Origin of the sequence: Burkholderia vietnamiensis LMG 10929 (genome assembly GCF_000959445.1) — a bacterium.
GTDB lineage: Bacteria > Pseudomonadota > Gammaproteobacteria > Burkholderiales > Burkholderiaceae > Burkholderia > Burkholderia vietnamiensis.
Window position 1 is genome coordinate 2,426,279 of record NZ_CP009631.1, and the last position, 26,952, is coordinate 2,453,230.

Here is a 26,952-nt window from a genome sequence, read left to right on the forward strand (position 1 = left end):
CTATCGGTCGTTCATGCCGCGACCTCGGCGTCGCGGCGAATCGGTCGCCTGCTGCGGCCGCCGCTTCGGCACGCGCGACGTCACGGCTTGCCGTGGCGCGCGACGAAGCGGTCGAGCTGCGACGCGAAGGCGTTCGCATCGCGCGCGCTGAACGGCGCGGGGCCGCCCGTATCGATGCCCGCGCTGCGCAGCTGTTCCATCATCGCGCGCGTCGACAGGCGCTCGTCGATGTTCTCGCGGCTGAACCAGTTGCCGCGCGGGTCGAGCGGATGCGCGCCCTTGTCGAGCAAGGCGGCGGCGAGCGGAATGTCGGCCGTCACGACCAGATCGCCCGGCTGCGCGAGCTCGACGATGCGCGCGTCGGCCTCGTCGAAACCGGCCGGCACCTGCAGCGCCTTGATATGCGGCGACGGCGGCGTGCGCAGGAACTGGTTCGCGACCAGCGTCACGCAGATCCCGGTGCGGCGCGCGACGCGAAACAGCATGTCCTTGATGACGGCGGGACACGCGTCGGCGTCGACGAAGATTTGCATGGCTGGCGTTCCGGTGAGCTGAAACGGCGATCATAGCGCAGCGCCGCCGCTCGGCACCGCTCGGCAGCACTCACCGCAGGCGCGCTCAGCCGGTCGCCTGTCCATGCAGCGTCGCCGCGGCCAGCCACTGCGCGCCCCACGCGTCGGCGAGCCGTCTGCCCTGCCCGATCGCGACCGCCGCGCGATCGAAGTCGACGAACACGACATGATCGGCGGCAGCCGGTCGCGGCGGCGTTTCGCGCGTGCGCCCGTCGGACAGCACCCACAGCCAGCGTTGCTTGCCGGGGGCGCGGCGCGCGTCGCGGGCCAGCAGTTGCGACGCGGCCGCGATGCCGTCCGCGAGCGGCGTGCCGCCGCCGCCGTGCACTGGGTCGAGCCAGCGCGCATTCCACCACCGCGGCACGGCCGGCCCGAAGCGCCGCGCGACGCCGTTGCCGCCGAAGCAGATCAGCGCGGTTTCCATGCGGCGGCGCGCCGCGTCGTCGAAGTACGCGACGATCAGCCCTTTCGCGAGCGCGAGGCGCTCGTGCGACAGCATCGACGCCGAGCAGTCGAGCACGAAGCAATGCAGCGCAAGCGGTGTGCCCGCCCGTTTGCGGAACCGCAGATGCGCGGCATGCAGCGGCTCGCCGCGCTTCGCGGCGAGCGTCGCCGGCCACGCGAGCGCCGTGCCGGCAAGTGCCGCGCCGGGCACGCGCGCGGCGGCGCCCGGCTGCCATCGAGGACCGCGAACGACGTTCGCGGCGGCGGCGTCTCGATGGCTCAGCGCTTTTTTAGCGGCAGCGGCACCACGCCCTTCACGTCGTGCAATCCGGCCGGCTCGGGCGGCAGATAGCCCCAGTCGCCATCGGGCGACGGCGCAGCGCCGCCCGCCGCGTGCGCGCCCGCGCGCTCGTCGCGCCGCGAATGCGGGTCCGGCGGCGCACGGCCGTCGCGTGCGCCGTCGTCGCGCGACGGCGATGCATCCGGCGCGCGCGGCGCATCCGCATGACGCCGGTGGCGCAGCACCGCGTCGGCCACGCGTTCGACGTGCGACACCGTCACCGCGGCGGCCTGTTCGAGCGCCGCGAGTGCGCGCGCGGCGCGCAGCATCACGAGGTCCGCGCGCAGCCCGTCGACGGCCGCGTCGATGCACAGCGCGCTCACGCGCGCGTGCACCGCGTCGTCGAAATCCAGCGCGGCGAGCCGTTGCCGCGCCGCGCGAATGCGCTCGCCGAGCGCGCGCTGCGCATCCGCGTGGTGCGCCCGGAACGCGTCGGGGTCGCCGTCGAACGCGAGCCGCGCCTTCACGATCTGCGCGCGCTGCGCGGCGTCGAAACAGTTCTCGAGCTCGACCATCAGCCCGAAGCGATCGAGCAGCTGCGGGCGCAGCTCGCCTTCCTCGGGATTCATCGTGCCGACCAGCACGAAGCGCGCGTCGTGCGCGTGCGACACGCCATCGCGCTCGACCACGTTCACGCCGCTCGCGGCGACGTCGAGCAGCGTATCGACGAGCCCGTCGGCCAGCAGGTTGACCTCGTCGACGTACAGCACGCCGCGATGCGCGCGCGCGAGCAGGCCGGGCCGAAAGCGCACGCCGTTCTCGGCGAGCGCGTGCGCGAGATCGAGCGTGCCGGTCACCTGCTCGTCGCTGGCCGACAGCGGCAGCGTGACGAATTCGCCTTCCGGCAGCAATTCCGCGAGCGCGCGTGCGGCGGTCGACTTCGCGGTGCCGCGCGGCCCGCTGACGAGCACGCCGCCGAGCGCCGGGTCGATCGCCGCGAGCAGCAGCGCCTGCTGCAGCGGCTCTTGCGCGACCAGCGCCGCGAACGGGAACACCGCGCGCGTGCGCTGCATGGTCGGATCGGTCATGGTTGCCTGCCTTCCTGAAGTTGTTCGCTGTCGAGCCAGACCGCTTCGATCCGCTCGCGATAATCGCCCGGCTGCTGCCACAGCCCGCGCTGCATCGCTTCGACGAAGCGTTCGCAGATCCCGTGCAGCGCGTGCGGGTTGTGCCGCTGGAGGAACGCGCGGGTGTCGTCGTCGAACAGGTACGCGTCGGCGACGAGCGCGTACTGGTGGTCCGACAGCACGCGCGCGGTCGCGTCATAGCCGTACAGATAGTCGACGGTCGCGGCCATCTCGGCCGCGCCCTTGTAGCCGTGGCGCTTCACGCCGTCGAGCCACTTCGGATTGACCACGCGCGAGCGGATCACGCGCGCGATTTCCTCGCGCAACGTGCGCATCTTCGGCGCGGCCGGGTTCGCGTGGTCGCCGTGGTAGACGCTCGGCTGCTGCCCGGACAGGTGCCGCACGGCCGCCGTCATCCCGCCCTGGAACTGGTAGTAGTCGTTCGAATCGAGGATGTCGTGCTCGCGGCTGTCCTGGTTCTGCACGACCGCGTCGATCGTCGCGAGACGCTCGCCGAACACGTCGGACGCGGCGTCCCCCGCGCTGTTCTGCGCGTACGCATGGCCGCCCCAGCGGCGATACGCGTCGGCGAGATCGGCGTCGCTCTGCCAGCCGCGCCGGTCGATCAGGTCCTGCAGCCCGGCGCCGTAGCTGCCCGGCCGCGCGCCGAACACGCGCCAGCCGGCGCGGCGCCGCGCTTCGTCCGGCGCGACGCCGCGCGCGATCCAGCTCGCCCGCTCGCGCTCGATGCGCGCACGTACGGGGTTCAGCGCCTCCGGCTCGTCGAGCGCGGCCACCGCCTGCACGGCCGCATCGAACAGATGCATCAGGTTCGGGAACGCGTCGCGGAAGAAGCCCGACACGCGCAGCGTCACGTCGATACGCGGCCGGTCGAAGATCTCGATCGGCAGGATCTCGAAATCGGTCACGCGATGGCTGCCGTGCGCCCACTTCGGCCGCACGCCGAGCAGCGCGAACGCCTGCGCGATGTCGTCGCCGCCGGTGCGCATCGTCGCGGTGCCCCATACCGACAGCCCGACCGCGCGCGGATAGTCGCCGTGATCCTGCAGATGACGCTCGATCAGCTGCTGCGCGGATTTCAGGCCGAGCGACCAGGCGGCCTGCGTCGGCACCGCGCGCGTGTCGACCGAATAGAAGTTGCGGCCGGTGGGCAGCACGTCGGGACGGCCGCGCGACGGCGAACCGCTCGGCCCCGGCGGCACGAAGCGGCCGTCGAGCCCGCGCAGCAGCTGGCGCAGCTCCTCGCCGCCGCACGCGTCGAGCGCGGGCAGCAGCGTCGCGCGCATGCGTTCGAGCACCGCGCGCGCGTGCGGCAAGTCGCCGGGCGGCGCTGGGCCGCCGTCGGCCGGCGCAGCGCCTTCGCCCGCGCACACGTCGTCGAGCCACTGCTGCGCGAGCCGTTCCAGCCGCTCGCGCGTATCGCCCGCATGGCGCCACGGCGCCGCGTCGAGCGCCTGCAGCACGGCCGGGCGCGGGCCGGTCCACGGCGCGGCCCAGTCGGCCGCGAGCGGATCGAAAGCGTCGCCGAGCGACAGATCGCGCGCGAGCGCGCCGATCAGCCCGGCGCGTTCGCCGCGCCCGTCGCCGACCGGAAAGCGCGCGAGCGCGAGCAAGGTGTCGCGCCGCTGGCGAGCGGCCGGCGACACGCCGAACACGTGCAGCCCGTCGCGGATCTGCGCTTCCTTCAATTCGCACAGCCACGCGTCGACGCGCGTGAGCAGCGCATCCTCGTCGCCCGCATCGCGCGGCGGCGACACGCTCAACTCGTCGTGCAGCCGATGCTCGGCGATCGTCGCGAGGATCGTCTTGCGCAGCAGCTTCGCGCGCCGCGCGTCGACCATCAGCGCTTCGTAGTATTCGTCGACCTGCCGCTCGAGGTCCTGCAGCGGCCCGTAGTTTTCCGCGCGCGTGAGCGGCGGCATCAGGTGATCGACGATCACGGCCTGCGCGCGGCGCTTCGCCTGGCTGCCCTCGCCCGGATCGTTGACGATGAACGGATACAGATGCGGCAGCGGCCCGAGCGTCAGGTCGGGCCAGCATGCGTCGGACAGCGCGACGCTCTTGCCCGGCAGCCATTCGAGGTTGCCGTGCTTGCCGAGATGGATGACCGCGTCGATGCGGAACGCATCGCGCAGCCAGAAGTAGAACGCGAGGTACGCATGCGGCGGCACGAGTTCCGCATCGTGGTAGCTCGCATAGTCGTTGTCGTCGCGCGAGCGCGACGGCTGGATGCCGACGAACACGTTGCCCGCGCGCCAGCCGGCGATCGTGAAGCGCCCGTGGCGCAGCGTCGGGTCCGCTTCCGGCTCGCCCCAGCGCGCGTTCAGCGCGTCGCGCACCGCCGCCGGCAGCCGCGCGAACTGCGCCCGGTAGTCGGCCAGCGCGAAGCTCTGGAACGCCGGGCGCAGCGCGTGCACGGCCGGCTCGTTGGTCACGCCCGCGGTGAGCCGCGCGATCAGCGCATCGCCGTCGGCCGGCAGGTCGGCCACCGTGTAGCCGGCGTCGCGCAGCGCCGCGAGCACGCGCAGCGCGGACGCCGGCGTATCGAGCCCGACGCCGTTGCCGATGCGGCCTTCGCTATGCGGATAGTTCGCGAGGATCAGCGCAATGCGCTTGTCGGCGTTGTCGAGCGTGCGCAGCCGGCACCAGCCGCGCGCGAGCGCCGCGACGAACGCGATCCGCTCCGCGTCCGGCTGGTAGCGCACGACGTCGACCTGGGTGTGCGGGCAGCGATACGCGAGCCCCTTGAAGCTGACCGCGCGCGTGACGATGCGCCCGTCCACTTCCGGCAGCGCGATGTGCATCGCGATGTCGCGCGCATGCAGCCCCTGGTTGTCGGCGAGCCACGCATCGCGGTTGCCGCCCGACAGGATCACCTGCAGCACCGGCGCGTCGCCGGCCAGCACGTCGGGCTCGGGCGCGTCGATCGCGCCGGCCGCGAACGCGGTGGTGTTCAGCACGAGCGCGACGCGATGCGCGTCGCACAGGCGCGTGATGACTTCGCGGCTCAGCGCGTCCTTCAGCGACGTCACGGCGATCGGCAGCGGGTTGAGGCCTTCGCGCACCAGCGCGTCGGCCAGCGCGTCGAACACCGCCGTGTTCGCGGCCTGCCAGTGCGCGCGATAGAACAGGATCGCGACCACCGGCGCGCCGGGCGTCCAGCGCGCGCGCCAGTCGTCGACGCTCGCCGGGTCGCGCGCCGGGTGGTACAGCGCGGCGGCCGGCAGCGGACGCGGCGGCGCCGGCTCCGCACCGAAGCCGAGCGTATGGAACGCGATGCTGCGCAGCAGCGCGTCGGCGTTGTGCAAGCCGCCTTCGCGCAGATAGCGCCACCACAGCTGGCACAGCGCCGGCGCGACCGTGCTCTTCGCGACGAGGTTCGGATCTTCCTGCAGGTCGCCCGAGAACATCGCGAGCTGCTGCCCGCGCTTCGACGCGAGCGACACGGCCTGTTCGATCCCGTACGGCCAGTACGCCTCGCCGCCCAGATGATCGATCACGACCGTCTTCGCGTGACGCAGCACGTCGTCGACGTAGAAATCGACCGACGCCGGCTGGCGCAGGAACGTGACGTTCGCGAGCCGCACGCTTGGGAAACCGGCCGGCAGCGTCGGCACGACGCCGGCCAGCAGCGACAGCGTCGTGTCGGCCGAACTGAGGATCACGATGTCGGCCGGCTGCTGGTCGATCCGGACGACGCCCTGCGTATCGTCGACGAAGCCGCCCGGCGTGGTGCGCAGCAGGTGCATCGCGTTACGCCTGCTGCAGTTCGGCCGCGCAGGCGGCATCGAACGCGCGCTGCAGCGCGGCCGCGTCGAGCGACTCGCCGATCAGCACGAAGCGGCTCGCGCGCGGCTCGCCGTCCTGCCAGCGCCGGTCGAAATAACTGTCGAAGCGGCGCCCGACGCCCTGGATCACGAGACGCATCGGCGCGTCCGGCAGCGCCGCGAAGCCTTTCGCGCGGTAGATCGTGTGGGCTTCGACCACGCGCTGGAGCGCGGCGATCGTCGCTTCGCGCGTGCCGGCGTCGCCCGCCACCACCACCGAATCGAAATCGTCGTGATGGTGATCGTGCTCGCCGTCGTCGGCCGAGCCGTGATGGTCGTGGCGCAGATGGATGGTGTCCTCCGACGCCGCTTCGAGCCCGATCAGCAGCGACAGATCGAGCTCGCCGCGCGTCGCGCGCACGATCTTCACCTGCGGCGGGATCTCGTCGCGGATCGCGGCCTCGATGTCGGCGAACAGCGCGTCGGCGACGAGGTCGGCCTTGTTCACGATCACCAGATCGGCCGACGACAGCTGGTCGGCGAACAGCTCGTGCAGCGGCGATTCGTGGTCGAGGTTCGGATCGGCGCGGCGCTGCGCGTCGACGGCCTGCGGATTCTCGGCGAACTGGCCGGCGGCGGCTGCCGGCCCGTCGACGACGGTCACCACCGCGTCGACCGTGAAGCTGTTGCGGATGGTCGGCCAGTTGAACGCCTGCACGAGCGGCTTCGGCAGCGCGAGCCCGGACGTCTCGATCAGCACGTGGTCGATGTCGGCGCGGCGCTCGACGAGCGCCTCCATCACCGGATAGAACTCCTCCTGCACGGTGCAGCACAGGCAGCCGTTCGCGAGCTCGTACAGCTGGCCGGCCGCTTCGCCGGGCGTGCCGGCTGGGTCGTCGCAGCCGATGCCGCAGCCCTTGAGGATTTCGCCGTCGATGCCGAGCTCGCCGAACTCGTTGACGATCACCGCGATGCGGCGGCCCGCGGCGTGCTGCAGGATGTGGCGCATCAGCGTGGTCTTGCCGCTGCCGAGAAAGCCCGTGACGATCGTGACGGGCAGCTTGCGTAGGGTCATGGTGAGTCCTGTATCGGAAAGAGAGTCAGGCGGACAGCGTCACGTCGATTTCGTCGTAGCGTTTGAGGCGGTAGATCGCGGCCGACACGACCCAGCACGCGACGAACAGGCCGATCACGACGTAGCCGAGCATCCCGAAGTGCGAGGCGACGAGCGTCGCGAAGTCCCACACCGGGCCTTGCAGCGCGAGCTTGTCGGCGAGCAGCGCGAGCACCTCGATGCCGCCGATCAGCGCGGCGACCAGCACCGACACGAACGTGATCGTCATGTTGTAGTAGATCTTGCGGATCGGCCGCACGTAGGCCCAGCGGTACGCGCCCATCATCAGGATGCCGTCGGTGGTGTCGACGAGCGTCATGCCGGCGGTGAACAGCACCGGCAGCGCCATCACCGACCAGAACGACAGGCCGCCCTGCACCTGCGTGGCCGAAATGCCGAACAGCGCGATCTCGGTCGCCGTATCGAAGCCGAAGCCGAACAGGAAGCCGACCGGATACAGATGCCAGCTGCGCGACACGAGCCGGAACAACGGCCGGAACAGCCGGGCCAGCACGCCGCGCTGGTTCATCAGCAGGTCGAGATCGGCATCGACGATCGCGTCGCCGCGGCGCGCCGCGCGAAAGGTCCGGTACACCGAAATCAGGATCAGCAGGTTCGCGGCCGCGAGCACCAGCAGGAAGAAGGCCGACACGCTGGTGCTGATCACGCCGCCCCAGGTCTTCATGCTCTCGAAGCGCGCGAGCGACGCGGCCGTGAGCGCGACGGCCACCGACATCACGATCACCACCGTCGAATGGCCGAGCGAGAAGAACAGGCCCGCGCCGAGCGGGCTGCGGCCTTCCTGCATCAGCTTGCGCGTGACGTTGTCGATCGCGGCGATATGGTCGGCGTCGACTGCGTGGCGCAGCCCGAACACGTACGCGAGCAGCGCGGTGCCGAGCAGCACGGGCTGGTCGCGAAACGCGACGAACGCCCAGATCCACGCGCCGACGTTGAACGCGACGAGAAGCGAATAGATCGCGGCGATTTTGCCGCGCAACCCGGACGGGCTGTCGTTGAACAGGCGGAAGAACGAGTCGAGCATGATGCTCCCTTGCGAACGGTCGACATGATGAATGCCAACACGGCTGCCGCCTGCCCTGCCCGCGCGGCCCGCCGCTCGCCGCGCCCGGCCGCGCGCACGCGTGCGACGCTCCGATCGATGACGGAAGTGGAAAACGCTCGGGCGTCGGGCGTGCTGCGGCCGTGGACGATGCGCCGCCTCCCCGCGGCGCTGAACCCCACGTTCTGGCCGGTATCCGGGCTGACGAACACGCCGCTTCGCCTTCCCGGATGCGCGGCATCCAGTGGCGGTCGTCCGCATGCGCTGGGCATGCGGCGAAGCGGCGCTGCAACGCGCTGGGCGCGTGCGTTCGCTTACCGTTGCGGGGGCAGCACAGGTTGGCTCGTCTGCGGTGCAGGCAGGCTCCCTGTTTCCCGTTTAACTGCGCGCGCCGGAGCAGCGCGCGCGAGCACCAAAACGCGTGCGAGTGTAGGGGGCGGTGCCGGCAGCGTCAAGGCAAAACCGGCCATCGCGGGGCCGCCGCCGGGCGCCGCGACCGCACACGGCGGCCCGCCGCGCGCGGCCGCGGGGGCAGGCATGGCCGGTTCGCGCGGGCCGGGCGCTGTGCTATCGTATGCGCCGCGTTCGGTGCTCGCGTGCGCATTGCGCGCATGCAGTTAAACGGGAAACAGGAGGCGGAGCTTCGCCTGGCCTGTGCTGTCCCCGCAACGGTACGCCGCCCGCGCGCCGCGGTTGCTCCGCGCGCGCCCAGGCCGCCCTCGATGCCACTGCCCCAGCGGGCGGGAAGGCTGCGGCCCGGCAAGCGGCCAGCCCGGATACCGGCCGACGCAAGGGGCGAGCGCGCTGCTCGCCGAACGCCCGGTCCGCGAGGGACGGACCGGAGCGCCGTCTGCCCGCGCCCACGCGCTTCGCCCGATCCGCCCATGCACTGCCTGTCTGCCGGCCCCCGTGCCGCTCGCCGTTTCGTTTCCCCTGCCATGCCGCGGTGCGTGCCGTGGCGCGCCCGATGAGCCGCGCGTGGCTCGTCGGCGCGGGCCCCGGTGACGCCGATCTGCTGACGCTGAAGGCCGTGCGTGCGATCGCCGCGGCCGACGTGCTGCTCGTCGACGATCTCGTGAACCCGGACGTCCTGCGCCATGCGCGCGCGGATGCCCGCATCGAGCACGTCGGCAAGCGCGGCGGCCATGCGTCGACGCCGCAGCACGAGATCGTCGCGGCGATGCTCGCGCATCTGCGCGCGGGCCGCAGCGTCGCGCGCCTCAAGGGCGGCGATCCGTTCGTGTTTGGCCGCGGCGGCGAGGAGCTGCTCGCGCTCGGCGCGGCCGGCTTCCCGGTCGAGGTCGTGAACGGCATCACGGCCGGCATCGCGGCGCCGGCCGCGCTCGGGATTCCGGTCACGCATCGCGGCGACGCGCAGGGCGTGATCTTCGTCACCGGTCACGGCGCGGGCGCCGACGAACCCGACTGGCGCGCGCTGGCCGCGACGCGGATGACGCTCGTCATCTACATGGGGATTCGCCGGCTCGCCGCGATCGTCGCCGCGCTTGGCGCGGGCGGGCTGCCCGGCGACACGCCGTGCGCGGCCATCGAGAACGCGACGCGCGACGCGCAGCGGCACGTGCTCGCGACGCTCGAGACGGTCGTCGAACGCGTGAACGCGGCCGGCATCGGCTCGCCGGCGATCGTCGTGATCGGGCGCGTGGCCGCGCTCGCCGCCGATCCGGCGGTGCGCGCCGCACTCGGCAGCGGCGCATGATGCGCGTCGCGCTCGGCGTCGGCTTTCGCGCGCACGTGACGGCCGCGCAGCTCGACGCGGCGATCCGCGCGGCGCTCGCGCGCCATCCGGGCGCGGAGCCGGCCGTCGTCGCGACGCTCGCCGACAAGGCGCGCGCGCGGCCGCTGCGCACGCTGTGCGCGCGACGCGGCTGGCCGCTCGTCGGGTTCGACGCGGCCGCGCTCAAGAGTTGCACGGCGCCGCCGTTGAGCGCCCCGTCGCCCGCCGCGCTCGCGCGCTTCGGCGTGGCGGGCGTCGCCGAGCCGTGCGCGCGCCTCGCCGCGCCCGACGGCCGGCTGCTCGGCCCCAAATTGATCCGGGACGGCGTGACGGTCGCGCTCGCCGGCCCGCTCTGAACCGTTTGTTTCGCTTTCCACAGGACGACTCCCGATGAAGACCGATGCCGAATCCCATCAGCGGATGACCGAGCGCCGCCGCGCCGGCCACGAGAAGAAGCAGGCCGCGGCCACCCGCGAAAAGGGTCTGCTGATCGTCAACACCGGCAACGGCAAGGGCAAGAGCACGGCCGCGTTCGGCATGGCCGTGCGCGTGCTCGGCCATGGCATGCGGCTCGGCGTCGTGCAGTTCATCAAGGGCGCGCTGCATACGTCCGAGCGCGATTTCCTCGGCGCGGTCGCGCAGTGCGACTTCGTGACGATGGGCGACGGCTATACGTGGAACACGCAGAACCGCGACGCCGACATCGCGACCGCGCGCAAGGGCTGGGACGCGGCGCGCCGGATGATCGAAAGCGGCGAGTACCGGATGGTGATCCTCGACGAGCTGAACACCGTGCTCAAGTACGAGTACCTGCCGCTCGACGAAGTGCTCGCGACGCTCACCGGCCGGCCGGAAGCCGTGCACGTCGTCGTGACCGGGCGGCACGCGCCCGACGCGCTGATCGATGCGGCCGACCTCGTCACCGAAATGCGGCTCGTCAAGCATCCGTACAAGGAGCAAGGCGTGAAGGCGCAGCCCGGCGTGGAGTTCTGACCGATGCGTGCGTGTCCCGCGCTGTTCGTCAGCGCACCGGCGTCCGGCCAGGGCAAGACGTCGGTGACGGCCGGCCTCGCGCGGCTGCACCGGCGGCTCGGCCGGCGCGTGCGCGTGTTCAAGACCGGGCCGGATTTCCTCGATCCGATGCTGCTCGAACGCGCGAGCGGCGCGCCCGTGTACGCACTCGATCTCGGGATGGTCGGCGAGGCCGGCTGTCGCGCGCTGCTCGCCGACGCGGCGCGCGACGCGGACCTGATCCTGATCGAAGGCGTGATGGGCCTGTTCGACGGCACGCCGAGCAGCGCGGACCTGGCCGCCGCGTTCGGCGTGCCGGTCGTCGCGGTGATTTCGGCGAAGGCGATGGCGCAGACGTTCGCCGCGATCGCGTTCGGGCTCGCGCGGTTCCGGCCGGGCGTGCCGTTTTACGGCGTGCTGGCGAATCGCGTCGGCTCGCCGCGACATGCGCAACTGCTGCGGCAGGCGCTGCCGGACGACCTGCGCTGGCTCGGGCACGTGCCGGCCGACGCGGCGATCGCGTTGCCCGAACGGCATCTCGGCCTGCACCAGCCGGCCGACATCGACGATCTCGACGCGCGGCTCGAGCGCGCCGCCGACGCGCTCGCGCAGACCGCGCTCGCCGAATTGCCGCCGGCCGTCGCGTTCGCAGCGCCCGAAGTGGCACCCGAAGCAGCCGCGCTGCCGCGCTCGCTGGCCGGCACGCGGATCGCGGTCGCGCGCGACGCGGCGTTCTCGTTCATCTACCCGGCCAATCTCGCGCTGCTCGACGCGCTCGGCGCGCAGGTGCGGTTCTTTTCGCCGCTGGCCGACGAACCGGTGCCCGACGCGTGCGACGCGCTGTTCCTGCCGGGCGGCTATCCGGAGCTGCACGCGGCGACGCTCGCCGCGAATGCGGTGAGCGCGCGCACGATCCGCGCGCACGCGGCGGCCGGGCGGCCGATCGTCGCGGAATGCGGCGGGATGCTGTACCTGTGCGAGTCACTGACCGACGCGCAGGGCGCGACGACGCCGATGGTCGGGCTGCTGCCGGGCCATGCGACGATGCAGCGCCGCTTCGCCGCGCTCGGCATGCAGACGCTCGCGACGCGCTGGGGCCCGATGCGCGGCCATACGTTCCATTACTCGCGGCTCGAAACGCCGCTCGCGGCGGCGGCGACGGCGGCACGCTGCGACGGCGCGAGCGGCAGCGGCGAAGCCGTGTATCGCGCGGGGCCGGTCGTCGCGACCTACATGCACATGTACTGGCCGTCGAACCCGGATGCGGCCGCGGCGTTGTTTCGCGGCGAGGCGTTCGATCAGGTTGAGCAGGCCGATCGAGCGAGCGGAGAGACGCCGGAAGTCGTGCCGGAATAGCGGGCTGCGGCGCGAGCCCTCGCCTTCCCCGCCAGCGTCCCGTCACACCAGAAACGCCTCGGCCAGCTTGACCCAGTACGACGCGCCGATCGGCAGCGCCGCGTCGTTGAAGTCGTATCCGGGGTTGTGCACCATGCAGCCGCCTTCCCCGTCGCCGTTGCCGATGATCAGGTAGCAGCCCGGCCGCTGCTCGAGCAGGAATGCGAAATCCTCGCTGCCGGTGAGCGGCACCATCCCGTCGATCAGGTTCGCTGCGCCGGCCCATGCATGCGCGACGTCGCGTGCGAACGCGGTCATCCGCGCATCGTTGACGAGCACCGGGTAGCGGCGCTGGTAATCGATCGTCGCGGTCGCGCCGAACACGGCCGCCTGCGCATGAACGACTTCCTTGATGCGCGTCTCCAACAGATCGCGCACGTCGGGCTTCAACGCGCGCACCGACAGGCGCATCTGCGCATGCTCGGGAATCACGTTCGGCGCGTCGCCCGCGTGGATCGCGCCGACCGTGACGATCGCCATGTCGAGCGGCGACACGTTGCGTGACACGATGGTCTGCAGCGCGATCACGATCTGCGCGCACACGACGACCGGGTCGATCGCCTTGTGCGGCACCGCGCCGTGGCCGCCGCGGCCGTGGACGTCGACGATCACGGTGTCCGACGACGCCATGAACGGCCCGGCCAGGAAGCCGAGCTTGCCGGTCGGGAAGCCCGGCATGTTGTGCATCGCGAAGATCGCATCGCACGGGAACTGCTCGAACAAGCCGTCGTCGAGCATTTTCTTCGCGCCGCCGAGCCCTTCCTCGGCCGGCTGGAAGATCAGGTTCAGCGTGCCGGAAAACCGCCGCTCGCGCGCCAGATGCTTCGCGGCGGCGAGCAGCATCGCCGTGTGACCGTCGTGGCCGCACGCGTGCATCTTGCCGGGGATCGTGCTCCGATACGGCAGGCCGGTCGACTCGTGGATCGGCAGCGCGTCCATGTCGGCGCGCAGGCCGAGGCGCTGCGTGCCGTCGCCCACCTTCAGCTGCGCGACGACGCCCGTGCCGCCGAGCCCGCGCCGGACCGTATAGCCCCACCCTTGCAGCTGCTCGGCGACGAGATCGCTGGTCGCGAATTCCTCGAAGCCGAGTTCAGGATGCGCATGGATGCGGTGTCGAATGTCGATCATTTCGTCGGCGAGGCCTGCGGGGATCACGCTGTGGGTCATGGGGGCGGCTCCTGGGTCGGGTTCGGAAGGGTCGGTCAAGGATAGTCCGCCTCACGGCAACCGAATAGCGAGCAAGTGGTCGTAGCGGCAACCTGGAGTTGCCGCCTGAGTGGGGATGCCGAGGGCGGACAGCATGGCGGCAGCGCGTTTGCGAGGCCGTACCGGCGCGGGGAGCGGGAGGCGTGGTGCCCGCGGCTGTGTGTCGGTCTCCGGCATGTGCCGGCTCGGCGAACACGGTTGGGCGTCGCTTCGATATCTATCGATATCAAGGACTTCCAGGGCATTTGTTCACTTTTCAACCGCCGTACATCTTTTGTGTACGCCAGGGTTCAAGTGAACGCACGACCCGGCGTGGTTACGCTGCTACCCGGCGAATTCGGCGGCGACGCCGACGGACATCTCGACGCCTTCCGCGGCGCGTTTCTCGCGGAACCGGCGACGCCGCCGGCATGACACGCGGCACGGGCTCCGCGCCCATGCCGCGCAGCACCTCAACGCCCCGACATCATTGCTGAACGACGCGCATCGACTTCGGTCGCGAAAAATCGAGGTCTTCGCCGTTCCAGGCTTTCGCCTTCTTCAACTCCCAGTTCTGCGTCAAGCCGGTGAAGGTCGCGACGCGGTTGAACGCGAGGTCGTCCGTATCCGACAGCATCACCGCGATCCCCGCGGCCGCTTCAACCTGGACTTCGTTTGCATAAATCCAGGACGGCAGCGCACGCCCCGACCGCTGCCCCGCCGGCAGGCAATACTTCGCGCCCGACGTCAGGCTGACGATACAGCCGAGCGGCGTCGTATCGCGCACGACGCGCATCGAATGCGGCCTTGAAAAATCGAGCACCTGTCCGTTGACGGCCTTCACCTGCTTGAGACCGCCGTTCTCGACCGTGCCGACGAACGTCGCGATCCGGTTGTAGGACAGGTTGTCCCAATCCGACAGCATCACCGCGGTGCCCGGTGCGGCATCGACGAACACGTCGTGCGCATAGATCCACGACGGCAATGCATAACCGGAGCGCTGCCCCACCGGCAGGCAATATCTCGCGGCGGTCTGCAGGCTGACGATGCAGCCCGCCGGCTGCTCGGCCGACAGGAAGCGCGCTTCCGGATAGACCGACTTGATCCAGTCCACGTACTTCGATACGCGCGCGCCGGTCGAATAGTTGTCGCCGCCGCCATTGGTCGTCGCGATGATGACCGGCTTGCCATCGCGAATCTGCCACCAGGCCGACCCGCTATCGCCCGACGCAGTGCGCGTCCAGAACGGGGACGGCCCGGCAGAGCGATAGCTCGCGCCGATTCCGTAGCCGAGCTCGAAGATGCTGTCGATCCGGCTGCGCCCGTACAGCCGTCGCTCGCCGTTCGCCGGCCAGTACGAACCGCTGCCCTTCGCGCCGACACCCCAGCTTCCATAGCCGACGAAAATGACGTCGCGGTCTTTCTCGTGAGGATCGTCGTTCAGGATCGGCCGCTCGACCGGCTTGCCGAGCACGTCCGCTATCGGGTGGAGCGTCGGCAGCTTCAGGATCGCGATATCGGTCGACGCGCCGCCCATTCCCGCCGGCTTGTTGATCCGCTGCGGCGGCACGTACGCCGTGCCCCGGCCCGATGCGACTACGCGGCGATCGAGCGTCGTGAAGCGCTTGGTTACGGCTGTCTCGGTGCCTTGATAGCCGGCGCAATGCGCGGCAGTCAGCACGTAGGTCCATCCCCCGTTGTCGCCAAGCCATGTCGCGGTGCAGCCACCGACCTCTCCGACCGCGAGCCACGGCGTCTCATAACTGAACGCGCGCAGTTGGTCGTTGTGCGTCTTGATGCTGTTCGCCAGGTCTGCGCTATCGCCGCCGTAATACTTGAAGGTCGCTTCGTCGATCCGCAAAGCGTGCGCCGCCGAAGACGCCACCAATGCCGCCAGGCCTGCGCTCACGATTATCTTTTTCACGTTTTCTCTCCGATGGATTTATTGCCCGGAAAATGCAGATTTATCCATATTGCTTCGATCGCGACAGGTTGCAGCCGGGCGCCAGCCATATCGCCGACCAGAGCGTATCGCGATGAGAGAAAAGGTTCGGTTATAACTAGGCAGGCCGTTGGATCGAGGCGACGAATTCGTAAATTCGAACTCGTCCCATTGACCGAATTTATACAAATCGCGGCATCTAAAATGGAAATGCGATTAATGATTTCGCGTTTCTCATATTGTTTATTCGCAAAACCATAGCTGGCTGAATCAGCGATTTTCCAGATAGAACTTTCGCATTCCGGCGAAACACGGGAATCACCGCAGTCGGCTTCGCCTCCGGCATCGAACGAATTGCCGGCATGCCGACGCGCGTGCGCACAGACGCCCTATTCCGGCGATGTCCGCGCGAGCCTCCGCATTCGCCGGCAACCTCGCGACACCCGTGCGCTCGCGCCGCTGTCGCGCCGCCCCGATCACGGCAACCGGAACGTATCGAAGAACGTATCGCGCTCCATCACGGTCAACGCCGCGCGCTTGTGCGGAAAGTCGAACTCCTTCAGCGTCCGGAACCCGAGCCGGTGCATGTATGCGATATGCCGCACGTGATCGACGCGCGGCTCGCCGACGAGCCGTTGCGTGCGCGGCTCGTCGACGAACATGTAGTGCAGCACGCCGCTCCACCACGCATGCAGCTTGCCCGCGCTCTGGAAGCGCGAGTCGCCGATCAGCAGATGCAGCCCGCGATCGTAGTCGTGCGCGTCGTAGAACGGCGCAAGGCGGTCCTCCTTCGCCCAGTAGAACTCGAAATAGCCGAACGGCGTGTCGTCGAAATAGCCGATCATCGGGTGCATGTGCGGATCGGCGAGCCGTTCCGCGAGATAGGCCGCGTGCTCGTCGAGCGTGCCGCGCTGGTCCCAGAAATGCGCGACGCGATCAAGGTTCATCCAGTCGCTGAACAGGCGCGCGTGCGTCGCGACGTCGACGGTGCGCAGGCTGAACGTCATGCCGACCTGCGGCATGTAGCGCGTGTAGATCTCGCCGGCCGGCGACGGCGGCCGCACCGGATGTCGGTGGCCGTTGGTGATCGCGTAGCGCAGCGGCATCCCGCCCGACGCCGGCGCCTTCAGCCACGGCTGGGGGTTCTGCCAGAACGTCGCGCGCGACGCGGTGAGCCGCAGCCGCTCGCCCGCGCGCTGCGCGTCGTCGATCACGCCTTCGCGCACCGCGCGCGCGACGTACGCGGCGACGGCGGCCGGGTCAGCCGCGCCGAGCGGCACCGAGACGGTGGCCGCGTCGTGCCGCGTGTCGGTGTTGAACAGCGCGACGAATTCCGCGAGCAGCGCGGCCGGCGCATCGTCGGGGCGCCACGCGTGCAGCATGCGTTCGGCGACGGGCGTCGCGTGCGGCGCGCCGTCGAGCGCGGCGGCCACGTCGCCTTCGACGCTATCGCGCGGATCGGCCGGTTTCGTCAGCGTGTGTGCCATCACAGTGCTCCCGCGTCGTGGCGATCGGCGACGATGTGCAGCCCGCGCTCGAGTGCCGGAAACAGGCTGCGCTGGAAGTTGTTCCAGCGCAGTTCGAGGATCGTGTCGTCCGGCGCGATCGGCGTGTCGAGCACGTCGCAGATCACCTCGCCGGAATCGATGCCGTTGTCGACGTAGTGGAACGACGCGCCCGTCATCGTCACGGGCGTGACGCGCGAGGTCGCGCCGCTCGCCCAGTCGACCCGCTCGCCGCGCGCGCCGTGCAGCGCGTCGAGCGTCGCCCACGCGCCGCGCCGCTGGTACGGCGACCCGTCGGCCGTGATGCCCGGATGGATGTTCGCGATGCGCCGGTGAAAGCGCGCGCCGGGGCGCACGAGTTCGTCGAGTATCACGAGCAGCCCGTCGAGCACGACGACGTCGGCGTCGAGTTCGAGCAGGCGCTCGAGCAGGCGGCGCTCGAACGCCTGCTTGCCCGCCGCGCGCTCGCGCGCATCGCGCGGCAGCCGCCGGTACGTTGACGCGATCGTGCAGAACAGTTCGTCGACCGGCCGACCCTGCACGGTGAGCCCCTCCGGCAGGATCCACGGGCGGCCCGGCGTGCGCGCGAAGCCGTAGTCGGCGAGCTTCGCTTGGTCGGCCGGCGAGCCTGCGTCGTCGTCGACGATCACGGCCTGCAGCGTGTAGCGTTCGCCGAGCGGCGAAACGTTGAGCCGCTCGACGAGGAATTCGAGCGGCGCCTTCATGTAGCGCGTGCCGCCGCGGTACGCGACCGGCTGGCCGGCGCGATCGGCCGCGCCGTTGCGCAGCGACTGGATGTAGACGAGATTCTTCTTTCGCATGGAGGCGTCGGGAAAAAGCGGACGACGGCGCCGCGGCGCACGCGCCGGCTCGAAGGCCGGGCCGCACGCCGCGGCGCGCGCCGTCACCAGTTGTATTTCGCGGTGGCGATCACGGTGCGATCGGTGCCGAAGATGCAGACGCTGGTCGACTGGCAACCGCTGATGTAGTGGCGGTTGAACAGGTTCGTGCCGTTCACGGCGAAGCGCCAGTTGCGCGTGTCGTAATGCACGCCCGCGTCGTACAGCGTGTAGCTCGCGACCGTCAGCGAGTTGTCGGCCGCGCCGGCCGCCGCGCTCTGGTAACGCACGCCGCCGCCCAGCCCGAAGCCCGCGAGCGGCCCCGTGTGCCAGGTCCAGTCGGCCCACAGCGACGCCATCTGGCGCGGCCGCGGAATGTCGACCGGCCAGTTGTTCAGCGACGCGTCGTTGGCCTGCACGTTCTTCACGTCCTGATAGACGTACGACGCGATCAGCGACAGGTTGCGCGTGAGCTTGCCGGTCGCGTTCAGCTCGATGCCGCGCGAGCGCACTTCGCCGGTCTGGATCGACGTCGTGCCGGCCGGGTCGAGGTTGGTCGGCGTCGGCGTCAGCACGTTCGTCTGGTTGATCTGGTAGATCGCCGCGCTCAGCATCAGGTTCTTGCCCGGCGGCTGCCAGCGCAGCCCGGCCTCGATCTGCTTGCCGCGGGTCGGCTGCGGCAGGCCGCCGCCGTACAGGTTCACGCCGATCAGCGGGTTGAACGACGTCGCGTAGCTGACGTACGGCGACAACCCGTAGTCGCCCTGGTACGTGAGGCCCACGCGGCCGGTGAACGCGGTGACGTCGGCCTTCGACTGCGTGCCGCCCGCACGGTCGTCCATCCGCTGATTGACCCAGTCCTCGCGGCCGCCGAGCGTCAGCGTCCAGCGGTTCCACTTGATCTGGTCCTGCGCGTACAGCCCGAACGTGTTCATCGTCGTGTACGTGTTGGTGCGGTACGTCGTGTTCGGCGGCGAAAACACCGACAGCGTGACCGGCGTGTAGACCGGGTTGTAGAGGTTCAGCGTCGGCGCGGCGGCCAGCCATTCGCTGTCGGTCGCGGTCTGCCGGTTGTACTGGAAGCCGAGCAGCAGCGTGTGCTCGAACGGGCCGGTGCCGAAGCGGCCCTGCAGGTTGTTGTCGATGTCGAAGCGGCTGTAGTTGGTCTGGAACACGCCGGCCCAGCGGTTGATGTCGGTGAGGCTGCCGTCCGCGAAGCCCGCGCCGAACACCGAGCCGTTGTCGAGCGACAGGTGCATCCAGCGCACGTTCTGGCGGAACGTCCACATCGAGTTCAGGTTGCGCTCGAACTGATAGCCGAGCGACCACTGCTTCTTGCGGTAGTAGTTGAAGTTCGGGTCGCCGCCGTAGACGTCCTTGTCGAGCTGCCCGTTCGGGTTCGGCAACACGGTGCCCTGCGCGGGCAGGAAGTTCGACGAGATGTCGCCCCAGTCCTGCAGGTAGGTAGCCGACAGCGTCAGCGACGTGTCGGCGTCCGGGCGCCAGCGGAACGACGGCGCGAGCGCGACGCGCTGGTCGTTGTTCGGCCCCGTCAACGCGTTGCCGTCGCGCGCGACGCCGACGAAGCGGTACGCATACTTGCCGTCCGCATCGAGCTTGTCGCCGACGTCGATCATGAACTGCTTGCGCGCATAGTTGCCGAACTGCACGCCGGCTTCGCGCACGCGCTCGCCGTCGGCCGTCTTGGTCTGCACGTCGATGATCGCGCCGGGGTCGCCCGCGCCGTACAGCACCGACGTCGGCCCGCGCAGCACGGTGATGCTGTCGATCATGTACGGATCGACGCGCCAGCTCGACAGGTTCAGCGTGTTCGGCACCTGCAGCCCGTTCACGAACGCGGTCGGCGTGAAGCCGCGCAGCGCCGCGTACCAGTCGGAGCGGTTGTCCGAGCCGTACGACGAGAAGCCCGGCACGTAGCGCAGCGCGGCGTTCACGTCGGTCGCGCCGGTCATCTCGATCTGCTGCGCGGTGACGACGTTGATCGTCTGCGGGATCTCGTCGAGCGCCGTGTCGGTCTTGGTGCCGGTGCGGCTGCGCTTCGCGACGAGCCCGACCGTGCCGTCGCCGGCCGCGCTCGCTTTGACGGTGATCGCCGGCAGCGTGCCGGCGGCGCTTCCGGCCGCGGTGCCTACCGCCGTGCCTACCGCGGTGCCTACCGCCGTGCCCTTCGGCGCAGCGACCGGCGTAGCGGCCGATCCACCGTCCTGCACGCCGTTCTGCGCGCCTGCAGCGGCTGGCGTCTGCGCGAACGCGTGCCCCGCCGCCATCCCGAACGCGACGCTCGCTGCCGCTGCGATCGCACGCAAACGCGTGCCTGTTGCCCACTCCATGTTGCTCTGCTCCCGTTTATTCATGCGGTCATCGACCGCACCTTTGTCAAAGAGCGCAAGCCATCCGGCCCGCGCTCGCCCCGTCTTGATGTCGTTGTTCGTGTCGCGGCAGGCCCGCGTCGTCGTCGCGGGCGAGCGACGCCGCCTCCTCGAGCGACCTGCAGATCTCGTCCGCGCGGCGCGCCAGCACCGACAGCAGCGTGTCCGACAGCCCGTGGCTGTCCTCGCAGCAGCCTTGCAGGTAGATGCGCGGCGTGAAGTGCTCGGGCGTCGCGAGCCGGTAGTCGCGCGCGACCTCGCCGCGCGCGAGCGCCTCGCCGAGATACGGCGCGAGCCCGTCGAGCAACGTCGTATGCGTATCGCGCCGGTAGCCGGTCGCGAGCACGAGCGCGTCGAAGCGCTCGACGCGCGTGCTGCCGTTCATCCGGTCGCGCAGCGTCAGCTCGATGCGGCCGTCGGCGCCGCGCTGCACGCCCTCGATCGCGCGGTTCGCCAGCAGCGCATGGCGCGGCGTGCCGTCGATGCGCTGCAGGTACAGCATTTCGTAGATCTGCTCGATCAGCGGCCGGTCGACCACCGCGTAGTTGGTGTCGCGATAGCGTTCGAGCAGCGCGCGGCGCGCGTCGTGCGGCTGCGCATAGACGACGTCGGTGAACTCGGGGCTGAAGATCTCGTTGACGAACGGGCTGTCGTCGGCCGGCTTCAATGCGCCCGCGCGCATCACGAGGCTCGCGTCGACGTGCGGGAAACGGCGCGCGAGATCGACGAACACCTCGGCCGCGCTCTGCCCCGCGCCGATCACCGCGACGCGGCGGCGTGCGCCGTCCGGCGCCGCGACGAGGCGCTCGATGTCGGCGAGATACGACGACGAATGGATCACGCGATCGCGGCCGAGCGCGGCGAACGCCTCGGGCACCGCCGGCGTGCCGCCGACGCCGACCGACAGCGCGCGCGTGACGCGCTGGCGCTCGCGGCCGGCCGCGTCGCACGACAGCACGCGTAGCGCGTCGACGCGCGCGCCGTCGCCGTGCACGGGCTCGATCGCGGTGACGGTCTCGCCGTAGTGCACGTGCCGGCCGAACGCGTCGGCGACCCAGCTGAGGTAGTCGTGGAATTCGACGCGGGTCGGATAGAAGTTCTTCAGGTTCACGAATTCGTTGAGCCGGCCGCGTTCGAACAGGTAGTTGATGAACGTGTAGCGGCTCGTCGGATCGCGCATCGTGACGAGGTCCTTCAGAAACGAGATCTGCATCCGGCAGTCGTCGAGCAGCATGCCGCGGTGCCAGCCGAACGCGGGCTGGCGCTCGACGAAGCACTGCGCGAGCGGGCGCGCGCCGTCGCCGCGTTCCGCGATACGCACCGCCAGCGCGAGGTTAGACGGCCCGAAGCCGACGCCGATCAGGTCGAATACGGTTTCTCTCTGCATGTCTCTCAGCTCCCTTGTCGGTAGAACCGGCCCGTCGACGATGACGGCCGGCGAACAACGTGTTGCGCCGCGCGCGCGGGCACGGCGGCTGCACGACGCGGATGTCGGCGCGTCTCGCGCACGGCGCGGCGGCCGGGCGGAAACGCGACGCGACGGGTATCGAATCGCGCGAAGCGGTTCGCACGCACTTCAGCCGGCATCGCGCGCCTCCTGCGCCGTTTCGGCCGTCGCGTCGAGCCGCGCGCCGAGCGCGGCGAGCGTCGGTGCGGCGAACACGTCGGCGACCGTCAGCGCGTGACCGGCGCCGCACGCCGCATCGACGAAACGCACGACGTCGAACGAGGTCGCGCCGGCGGCGAACAGATCGGCATCGGGCGGCGGCGCGGCGCACGCAAACGTGTCGGACCACAGCGCGGCCAGTGCGGCAACGGCGTGGCGGGCTTGCGGCGCCGTGTCGGCCACGCGCGCACGCGCGGCCGTCGACGCCGCGAACCGCGCGTCCGGCACACCGAGCCGCGCTTCGGGCGCGACCGCGAAACGCGCGAGCTCGTCGTGATAGACGTCGACGAGCGCAGCGACGAACGCAGCGTCGAGCAGTTCGTCCGCATACGAGAACGCGGCGCTCACGCGGCCGTCCGGATGCTCGACGACGTCCAGCTCGAGCGTGAACACCACGCGGTGGCGCACGTCGTCGAATTCGGTGAGCGTCAGGCCGGCCCAGTCGCGGGTCGCGGCGCCGCTCGGCCGCAGGTAGTTGAACATCACCTGGAACAGCGGATTGGCCTGGGCGGCGCGCGGCGCGTGCAGCGCGGCGACGACGTCGGCGAACGGCACGTCCGCATGCGCATACGCGGCGAGCGCGGTGTCGCGCAGCTGCGCGAGCACGTCGGCGCGGCTCGCCGTCGCGTCGAGCCGCGTGCGCACGACCACCGCGTTGATGAACAGGCCGAGCGCATCGTGCGCCGCGTCGCCCGCCAGCTCGCGCGTCGACGCGAGCACGCCGACCGGCTGGTCGGCCGCGCCCGTCACGCGGAACAGCGCGGTGTTGAGCGCCGCGTGCAGCAGCATCGGCAACGTCGCACGCGCGGCCGTTGCGGCGTCGCGCGCCGCCCGGATCGTCGTCGGGTCGAATTCGATCGCGATGCGCGCGGCCCGCCATTGCGGAACGGCCGGCGCATCCGCACGCTGCGGCAGCACGCGCGGCGGCAGATCGGCGAGCGCGTCGCGCCAGTACGCGACGCGCGCTGCCGCGCACGGCGGCGGGAGCACGAGCGACGTGCGCGGCAGCGGCGTCGTGGCGGGTGCCGATGCCGATGCGGTTGCGCCGCGCACGTGTTCGACATAGCGCGCCCGCACGGCGTCGAGCCACAACTCGATCGATTCGCCATCCGACACGATGTGATGGATCACCACCGACAGCACATGATCGTGCGTGCCGAGCCGCACGACGCGCGCGCGCCACAGCGGCGCATCGGCTTCGAGGTCGAACGGCGTGAGCGCGTCGGCGGCCGTCAGCTGCGCCGCGCGCTCGAGCGCGTCGGGCTGCGTAGCGACGTCGACGAGCGGTAACGTGACCGGCGTAACCGGTGCGACGCGCTGGCCCGGCAGCATGCCGGCGCGCGCGACGAGCCGCGTGCGCAGTGCGGGATGCGCGGCGGCAGCCGCCGCAAACGCCGCGCGCAACGCGTCGACGTCGAGCGGCCCGCGCACGCGCAGCGCGAGCGGAATGTTGTAGGCGGCGTTGTCCGGCTGCGCGCGCCACAGGAACCACAGCGCGAGCTGCGCGGGCGACAGCGGCCACACGCCGTCGGCGTCGGGCTTCACCGCGGCGGCGGTGTGCGACGCGCTGCGGGCGTGCGCCGCACGCGGCGCATCGGCGAGCTGCGCCGCATATTGCGCGAGCACCGGCGCCTCGAACAGCGCGCGCACCGGCACGTCGCGGCCGAGCCGTTCGGCCACGCGCGTCGCCACGCGCACCGCGGCGAGCGAATGGCCGCCAAGCTCGAAGAAGTGGTCGCCGCGGCCGACGCGCTCGACGTTCAGCACGTCGCGCCAGATCGCCGCGAGCGCGGCTTCGTCGCCATCATGCGGCGCCTCGTATGCGCGCTCGACGCGCACCGGCGCGGGCAGCCGCGCGCGATCGACCTTGCTGTTCGCGTTGCGCGGCAGCGCGTCCAGCACGATCAGTTGCGCGGGCACCATGTAGTCGGGCAGCGTGCGGCGCAGATGCGCATCGAGCATCGCCGCGTCGACGGGCTGTGTATCCGCCCGTGCATCGGCGCTCAGCTCGACGTAGGCGACGAGCTGCGCATGCGCGCCCTGCCCGTGCACGACCGCGCACGCTTCGCGCACCGCATCGTGCGCGGCCAGTTGCGTCTCGATTTCGCCGAGCTCGATGCGCAGCCCGCGCAGCTTCACCTGATGATCGACGCGGCCGATGAAGTCGAACACGCCGTCCGCGCGACGCCGCACCAGATCGCCGGTGCGATACAGCCGCGCGCCGGGCGCGCCGTACGGATCGGGCACGAAGCGCTCTGCCGTCAACGCCGGACGATCGAGATAGCCGCGCGCGACGCCGATCCCCTCGCCGCCCAGATACAGTTCGCCGATCACGCCGACCGGCAGCGGCCGCAACCGCGCGTCGAGCACGTGCGCGGTGCGCGCGCCGACCAGCGTGCCGATCGGCAGATAGGCCGCATCGCCGAGCTTCGCGAGATCGTCGCCGGGCGCGAACATCCACAGCGTCGGCGTGATCACGGTTTCGGTCGGGCCGTAGCCGTTCACCACGCGCACGTTCGGCATCGCGCGGCGCAGCATCGCGAACGCTTCGCGCGACGTCGCCTCGCCGCCGACGGTCAACGAGCGCAGCGTCGGCGGCGCGCCGTGCGCGAGCGTCCATTCGGCGAGCTGCGCGGCGCAGCCCGGCGGCACGTAGGTCATCGTCACGCCGTCGCGCGCCATCATCGCGCAGGTCTGTGCGGGCGGCCACAGCACGTCGGCGGTGATCGACACCGCGGCGCCCGACAGGTATTGCGAAAACCAGCCTTCGTGCGCGCCGTCGAAGTTGACCGACTGGAACAGCAGGAACACGTCGCTTTCGCGCACGCCGTAGCGTTCGGCGATCGCGACGCAATGGCGCGCGAACGCCGCGTGATCGACGATCACGCCCTTCGGCGTGCCGGTCGAGCCCGACGTATAGATCACGTAGGCCGCATGACCGGGCAGCACGTCGGGCAGTTCGACGTGCTGGGCTTCGTCGAGCGCATCGACTTCATCCGCATGCCAGATGCGCAACCCGGACAGCGCGGGCAGCGACGCGGCACTTGCGCGGTCGGTCAGCACGTGCGCGATGCCCGCGTCGCCGACGATCTGCGCGAGCCGTTCGCGCGGGTGCGCGGGATCGAGCGGCACGAACGCCGCGCCCGACTTCAGCACCGCGATCAGCGCGACCAGCAGATCGACCGAGCGCTGCAGCGCGACGCCCACGCGCATCTCGGGCCGCACGCCGGCCGCGACCAGGTTGCGCGCGATGCGCGCGGCGCGCGCGTCGACCTCGCCGCGCGTCAGCGCGCGCTCGATATCGGCGACGCCGCGTGCGTCGGGCCGCTTGCGCGCATGCGCGGCGATGCGCGCGTGCACCGGCACGAACGGCTCGGCGTCGGCCGCGCCGGCCCGCGCGTTCCATGCGAACAGTTGCGCGAGCTCGTCGGCCGGCAGCCAGTCGAGCTCGCCGATCGGCGCGGCAGGCTGCGCGAGCGCGGCGTCGAGCAGCGTGACGAAGCGCGCGGCGAGCCGCGCGATCGCGGCGGCGTCGAACAGGTCCAGCGCATAGATGAACGCGGCGTCGAAGGCGCCGTCGGGCGTCGCTTCGACGGCGAGCGTCAGGTCGAATTTCGCGGACGGCGTGCCGGACGGCAGCCATGCGGCCGACGCCGCGCCGAGCGCGGGAGGCGCGCGGCGCTCGCCGTAGGCGGCCATCACCTGGAACAGCGGATGATGGCTCGCGCTGCGCGGCACGCCGAGCGCGTCGACGACCTGCTCGAACGGCACGTCCTGATGCATCTGCGCATCGACGAGCGCGCGCTGCGTGCGCGCGACCAGCGACGCGAAATCGCCGTGCGCCGGCACGTCGACGTCGATCGCGAGCGTGTTGACGAAGAAGCCGATCAGGCCGGCCGTCTCCGCGCGTTCGCGGTTCGCGGCCGGCACGCCGATGCAGATCCGCGCGTCGCCGGTCGCCCGCGCGAGCAGCGCGTCGAGCGCCGCGAGCAGCACCGCGAACGGCGTCGCGCCCGCGTCGGCCGCGAACGCCCGCAGCCGCGCACCGAGGCGCGCATCGAGCGAAAACCCGTGACGTGCGCCGCGCGCGCTGCGGCGCGCCGGCCGCGCGGCCGCACCGGGCAGCGTGAGCACGCCGCGTTGCGGATCGAGCCGCGCGCGCCAGAACGCGAGCTGGCGCTCGCGCTCGCCGGCATCGAGCCAGCGGCGCTGCCACAGCGCATAGTCCGCGTACTGGATCGGCAGCGGCGCGAGCGACACCGCTTCGCCCGACGCGTAGGCACGGTAGAACGCCGCCAGCTCGAACAGCAGCACGTCCGACGACCAGCCGTCGGACACGATGTGGTGAACCGTCAACGCGAGCCAGTGATGCGTCGCATCGAAGCGGATCAGATGCACGCGCACGAGCGGCGGCGTGCCGAGGTCGAACGGCTCGGCTTCGTCGGCCGTCGCAATGCGCTCGGCCTGCGCGCGCCGCTGCGCGGCCGGCAGCGCCTCGAGATCGGTGTCGCGCCACGGGCAGTGCAGCGGCGCGTGGATCGTCTGCGCGACGCCGTCTTGCGTTTCGTCGAAAGTGGTGCGCAGCGCTTCGTGGCGCGCGATCAGCGCATCGCAGGCGAGCCGCAGCGCATGCGCATCCAGCGGCCCGTCGAGCGCGAGCCGCTCGGTGATGTGATACGCGTGCGGCGCATCGATCAGCCGCGCGTGCAGCCACAGCCGCGTCTGCGCGAACGATGCCGGGACGCGATCGTCGCGCGGCGTGCGCGGCGGGATCGGCAGCCTGCGGAAATCGATCCCCGCGGCGCCGAGCTTGTCGATGAACACCGCGCGCTGCGCGTCGGGCAATTGCGCGAAGCGCGCAGCGAGTGCGAGCCAGTCGGGTTGAGCGTTCGTCAT

At 70.9% G+C, this 26,952-nt stretch carries 17 protein-coding genes and 2 riboswitches; of the genes, 4 read left to right on the forward strand and 13 right to left on the reverse strand.

Translation table 11 applies throughout. The features are described 5' to 3' along the window. Positions 1 to 80: 80 nt before the first annotated feature. The 6 genes from AK36_RS21035 to AK36_RS21060 all read right to left on the reverse strand — a co-directional run bounded on the left by AK36_RS21035 (position 81) and on the right by AK36_RS21060 (position 8,370). Positions 81 to 533 carry a YaiI/YqxD family protein gene (locus AK36_RS21035; protein WP_011884836.1) on the reverse strand — a complete coding sequence of 151 codons (453 nt, stop codon included), beginning with the start codon at positions 531 to 533 and terminating at the stop codon, positions 81 to 83. An 85-nt stretch (positions 534 to 618) separates the two neighbouring features. Continuing rightward, positions 619 to 1,227, reverse strand: coding sequence for a vWA domain-containing protein (locus AK36_RS21040; RefSeq protein WP_034193127.1), 609 nt, complete (start codon positions 1,225 to 1,227; stop codon positions 619 to 621). A gap of 68 nt (positions 1,228 to 1,295) precedes the next feature. Continuing rightward, on the reverse strand, positions 1,296 to 2,384 hold the full coding sequence (locus AK36_RS21045; RefSeq protein ID WP_045579115.1) for a magnesium chelatase ATPase subunit I: 1,089 nt from the start codon (positions 2,382 to 2,384) through the stop codon (positions 1,296 to 1,298). Continuing rightward, positions 2,381 to 6,193 carry a cobaltochelatase subunit CobN gene (cobN, locus tag AK36_RS21050; protein WP_045579116.1) on the reverse strand — a complete coding sequence of 1,271 codons (3,813 nt, stop codon included), beginning with the start codon at positions 6,191 to 6,193 and terminating at the stop codon, positions 2,381 to 2,383. Before cobN ends, AK36_RS21045 begins: the two co-directional genes overlap by 4 nt. 4 nt (positions 6,194 to 6,197) lie before the next feature. Further along, positions 6,198 to 7,286, reverse strand: a complete 1,089-nt coding sequence (gene cobW, locus AK36_RS21055) for a cobalamin biosynthesis protein CobW (RefSeq protein WP_045579117.1) — start codon at positions 7,284 to 7,286, stop codon at positions 6,198 to 6,200. A gap of 25 nt (positions 7,287 to 7,311) precedes the next feature. Continuing rightward, on the reverse strand, positions 7,312 to 8,370 hold the full coding sequence (locus AK36_RS21060; RefSeq protein ID WP_011884826.1) for a HoxN/HupN/NixA family nickel/cobalt transporter: 1,059 nt from the start codon (positions 8,368 to 8,370) through the stop codon (positions 7,312 to 7,314). A gap of 188 nt (positions 8,371 to 8,558) precedes the next feature. Beyond that, a riboswitch (cobalamin riboswitch) is annotated at positions 8,559 to 8,820 on the reverse strand. Positions 8,821 to 8,956: 136 nt separating this feature from the next. Then, positions 8,957 to 9,190: riboswitch (cobalamin riboswitch) on the forward strand. Between the two features lie 165 nt (positions 9,191 to 9,355). On the opposite strand from AK36_RS21060, the gene cobA reads away from it, so the two are divergent. Genes cobA through AK36_RS21085 form a run of 4 tightly spaced genes read left to right on the forward strand, consistent with a single transcriptional unit; the run spans position 9,356 to position 12,490 of the window. Then, complete coding sequence (cobA, locus tag AK36_RS21070) at positions 9,356 to 10,105, forward strand: uroporphyrinogen-III C-methyltransferase (RefSeq protein WP_011884825.1); 750 nt, start codon at positions 9,356 to 9,358, stop codon at positions 10,103 to 10,105. Then, on the forward strand, positions 10,102 to 10,479 hold the full coding sequence (locus tag AK36_RS21075; protein ID WP_011884823.1) for a cobalamin biosynthesis protein: 378 nt from the start codon (positions 10,102 to 10,104) through the stop codon (positions 10,477 to 10,479). The genes cobA and AK36_RS21075 overlap by 4 nt, the downstream gene beginning before the upstream one ends. Before the next feature lie 34 nt (positions 10,480 to 10,513). Beyond that, positions 10,514 to 11,116: a cob(I)yrinic acid a,c-diamide adenosyltransferase gene (gene cobO, locus AK36_RS21080; RefSeq protein WP_011884821.1), complete on the forward strand. Its 603-nt coding sequence runs from the start codon at positions 10,514 to 10,516 to the stop codon at positions 11,114 to 11,116. 3 nt (positions 11,117 to 11,119) lie between these two features. Continuing rightward, positions 11,120 to 12,490, forward strand: coding sequence for a cobyrinic acid a,c-diamide synthase CobB (locus AK36_RS21085; RefSeq protein ID WP_045579118.1), 1,371 nt, complete (start codon positions 11,120 to 11,122; stop codon positions 12,488 to 12,490). A 42-nt stretch (positions 12,491 to 12,532) separates the two neighbouring features. Here the strand turns inward: AK36_RS21085 and AK36_RS21090 are convergent, their stop codons facing one another. The 7 genes from AK36_RS21090 to AK36_RS21120 all read right to left on the reverse strand — a co-directional run bounded on the left by AK36_RS21090 (position 12,533) and on the right by AK36_RS21120 (position 26,952). Further along, positions 12,533 to 13,696 carry a M20 aminoacylase family protein gene (locus AK36_RS21090; RefSeq protein WP_045579119.1) on the reverse strand — a complete coding sequence of 388 codons (1,164 nt, stop codon included), beginning with the start codon at positions 13,694 to 13,696 and terminating at the stop codon, positions 12,533 to 12,535. A 505-nt stretch (positions 13,697 to 14,201) separates the two neighbouring features. After that, positions 14,202 to 15,638, reverse strand: coding sequence for a trypsin-like serine protease (locus tag AK36_RS34605; RefSeq protein WP_080484216.1), 1,437 nt, complete (start codon positions 15,636 to 15,638; stop codon positions 14,202 to 14,204). Positions 15,639 to 16,132: 494 nt separating this feature from the next. Continuing rightward, entirely contained in the window at positions 16,133 to 17,143 is a 1,011-nt protein-coding gene (locus AK36_RS21100; protein ID WP_045579120.1) for a GNAT family N-acetyltransferase, read from the reverse strand. Then, positions 17,143 to 17,982, reverse strand: coding sequence for a formyltransferase family protein (locus AK36_RS21105; protein ID WP_045579470.1), 840 nt, complete (start codon positions 17,980 to 17,982; stop codon positions 17,143 to 17,145). Before AK36_RS21105 ends, AK36_RS21100 begins: the two co-directional genes overlap by 1 nt. Before the next feature lie 83 nt (positions 17,983 to 18,065). Beyond that, complete coding sequence (locus AK36_RS21110; protein ID WP_045579121.1) at positions 18,066 to 20,351, reverse strand: TonB-dependent siderophore receptor; 2,286 nt, start codon at positions 20,349 to 20,351, stop codon at positions 18,066 to 18,068. Between the two features lie 46 nt (positions 20,352 to 20,397). Continuing rightward, a complete protein-coding gene (locus AK36_RS21115; protein ID WP_045579122.1) occupies positions 20,398 to 21,777 on the reverse strand; it encodes a lysine N(6)-hydroxylase/L-ornithine N(5)-oxygenase family protein in 1,380 nt (459 codons plus the stop codon). A gap of 189 nt (positions 21,778 to 21,966) precedes the next feature. Next, positions 21,967 to 26,952: a non-ribosomal peptide synthetase gene (locus AK36_RS21120; RefSeq protein WP_045579123.1), complete on the reverse strand. Its 4,986-nt coding sequence runs from the start codon at positions 26,950 to 26,952 to the stop codon at positions 21,967 to 21,969.

Coding starts and splice junctions, on each gene's coding strand:
- AK36_RS21035 (WP_011884836.1), bottom strand. CDS start 533: ATGCAAATCTTCGTCGACGCCGACGCGTGTCCCGCCGTCATCAAGGAC.
- AK36_RS21045 (WP_045579115.1), bottom strand. CDS start 2,384: ATGACCGATCCGACCATGCAGCGCACGCGCGCGGTGTTCCCGTTCGCG.
- cobN (WP_045579116.1), bottom strand. CDS start 6,193: ATGCACCTGCTGCGCACCACGCCGGGCGGCTTCGTCGACGATACGCAG.
- cobW (WP_045579117.1), bottom strand. CDS start 7,286: ATGACCCTACGCAAGCTGCCCGTCACGATCGTCACGGGCTTTCTCGGC.
- AK36_RS21060 (WP_011884826.1), bottom strand. CDS start 8,370: ATGCTCGACTCGTTCTTCCGCCTGTTCAACGACAGCCCGTCCGGGTTG.
- cobA (WP_011884825.1), top strand. CDS start 9,356: ATGAGCCGCGCGTGGCTCGTCGGCGCGGGCCCCGGTGACGCCGATCTG.
- AK36_RS21075 (WP_011884823.1), top strand. CDS start 10,102: ATGATGCGCGTCGCGCTCGGCGTCGGCTTTCGCGCGCACGTGACGGCC.
- cobO (WP_011884821.1), top strand. CDS start 10,514: ATGAAGACCGATGCCGAATCCCATCAGCGGATGACCGAGCGCCGCCGC.
- AK36_RS21085 (WP_045579118.1), top strand. CDS start 11,120: ATGCGTGCGTGTCCCGCGCTGTTCGTCAGCGCACCGGCGTCCGGCCAG.
- AK36_RS21090 (WP_045579119.1), bottom strand. CDS start 13,696: ATGACCCACAGCGTGATCCCCGCAGGCCTCGCCGACGAAATGATCGAC.
- AK36_RS21100 (WP_045579120.1), bottom strand. CDS start 17,143: ATGGCACACACGCTGACGAAACCGGCCGATCCGCGCGATAGCGTCGAA.
- AK36_RS21105 (WP_045579470.1), bottom strand. CDS start 17,982: ATGCGAAAGAAGAATCTCGTCTACATCCAGTCGCTGCGCAACGGCGCG.
- AK36_RS21110 (WP_045579121.1), bottom strand. CDS start 20,351: ATGGAGTGGGCAACAGGCACGCGTTTGCGTGCGATCGCAGCGGCAGCG.
- AK36_RS21115 (WP_045579122.1), bottom strand. CDS start 21,777: ATGCAGAGAGAAACCGTATTCGACCTGATCGGCGTCGGCTTCGGGCCG.
- AK36_RS21120 (WP_045579123.1), bottom strand. CDS start 26,952: ATGACGAACGCTCAACCCGACTGGCTCGCACTCGCTGCGCGCTTCGCG.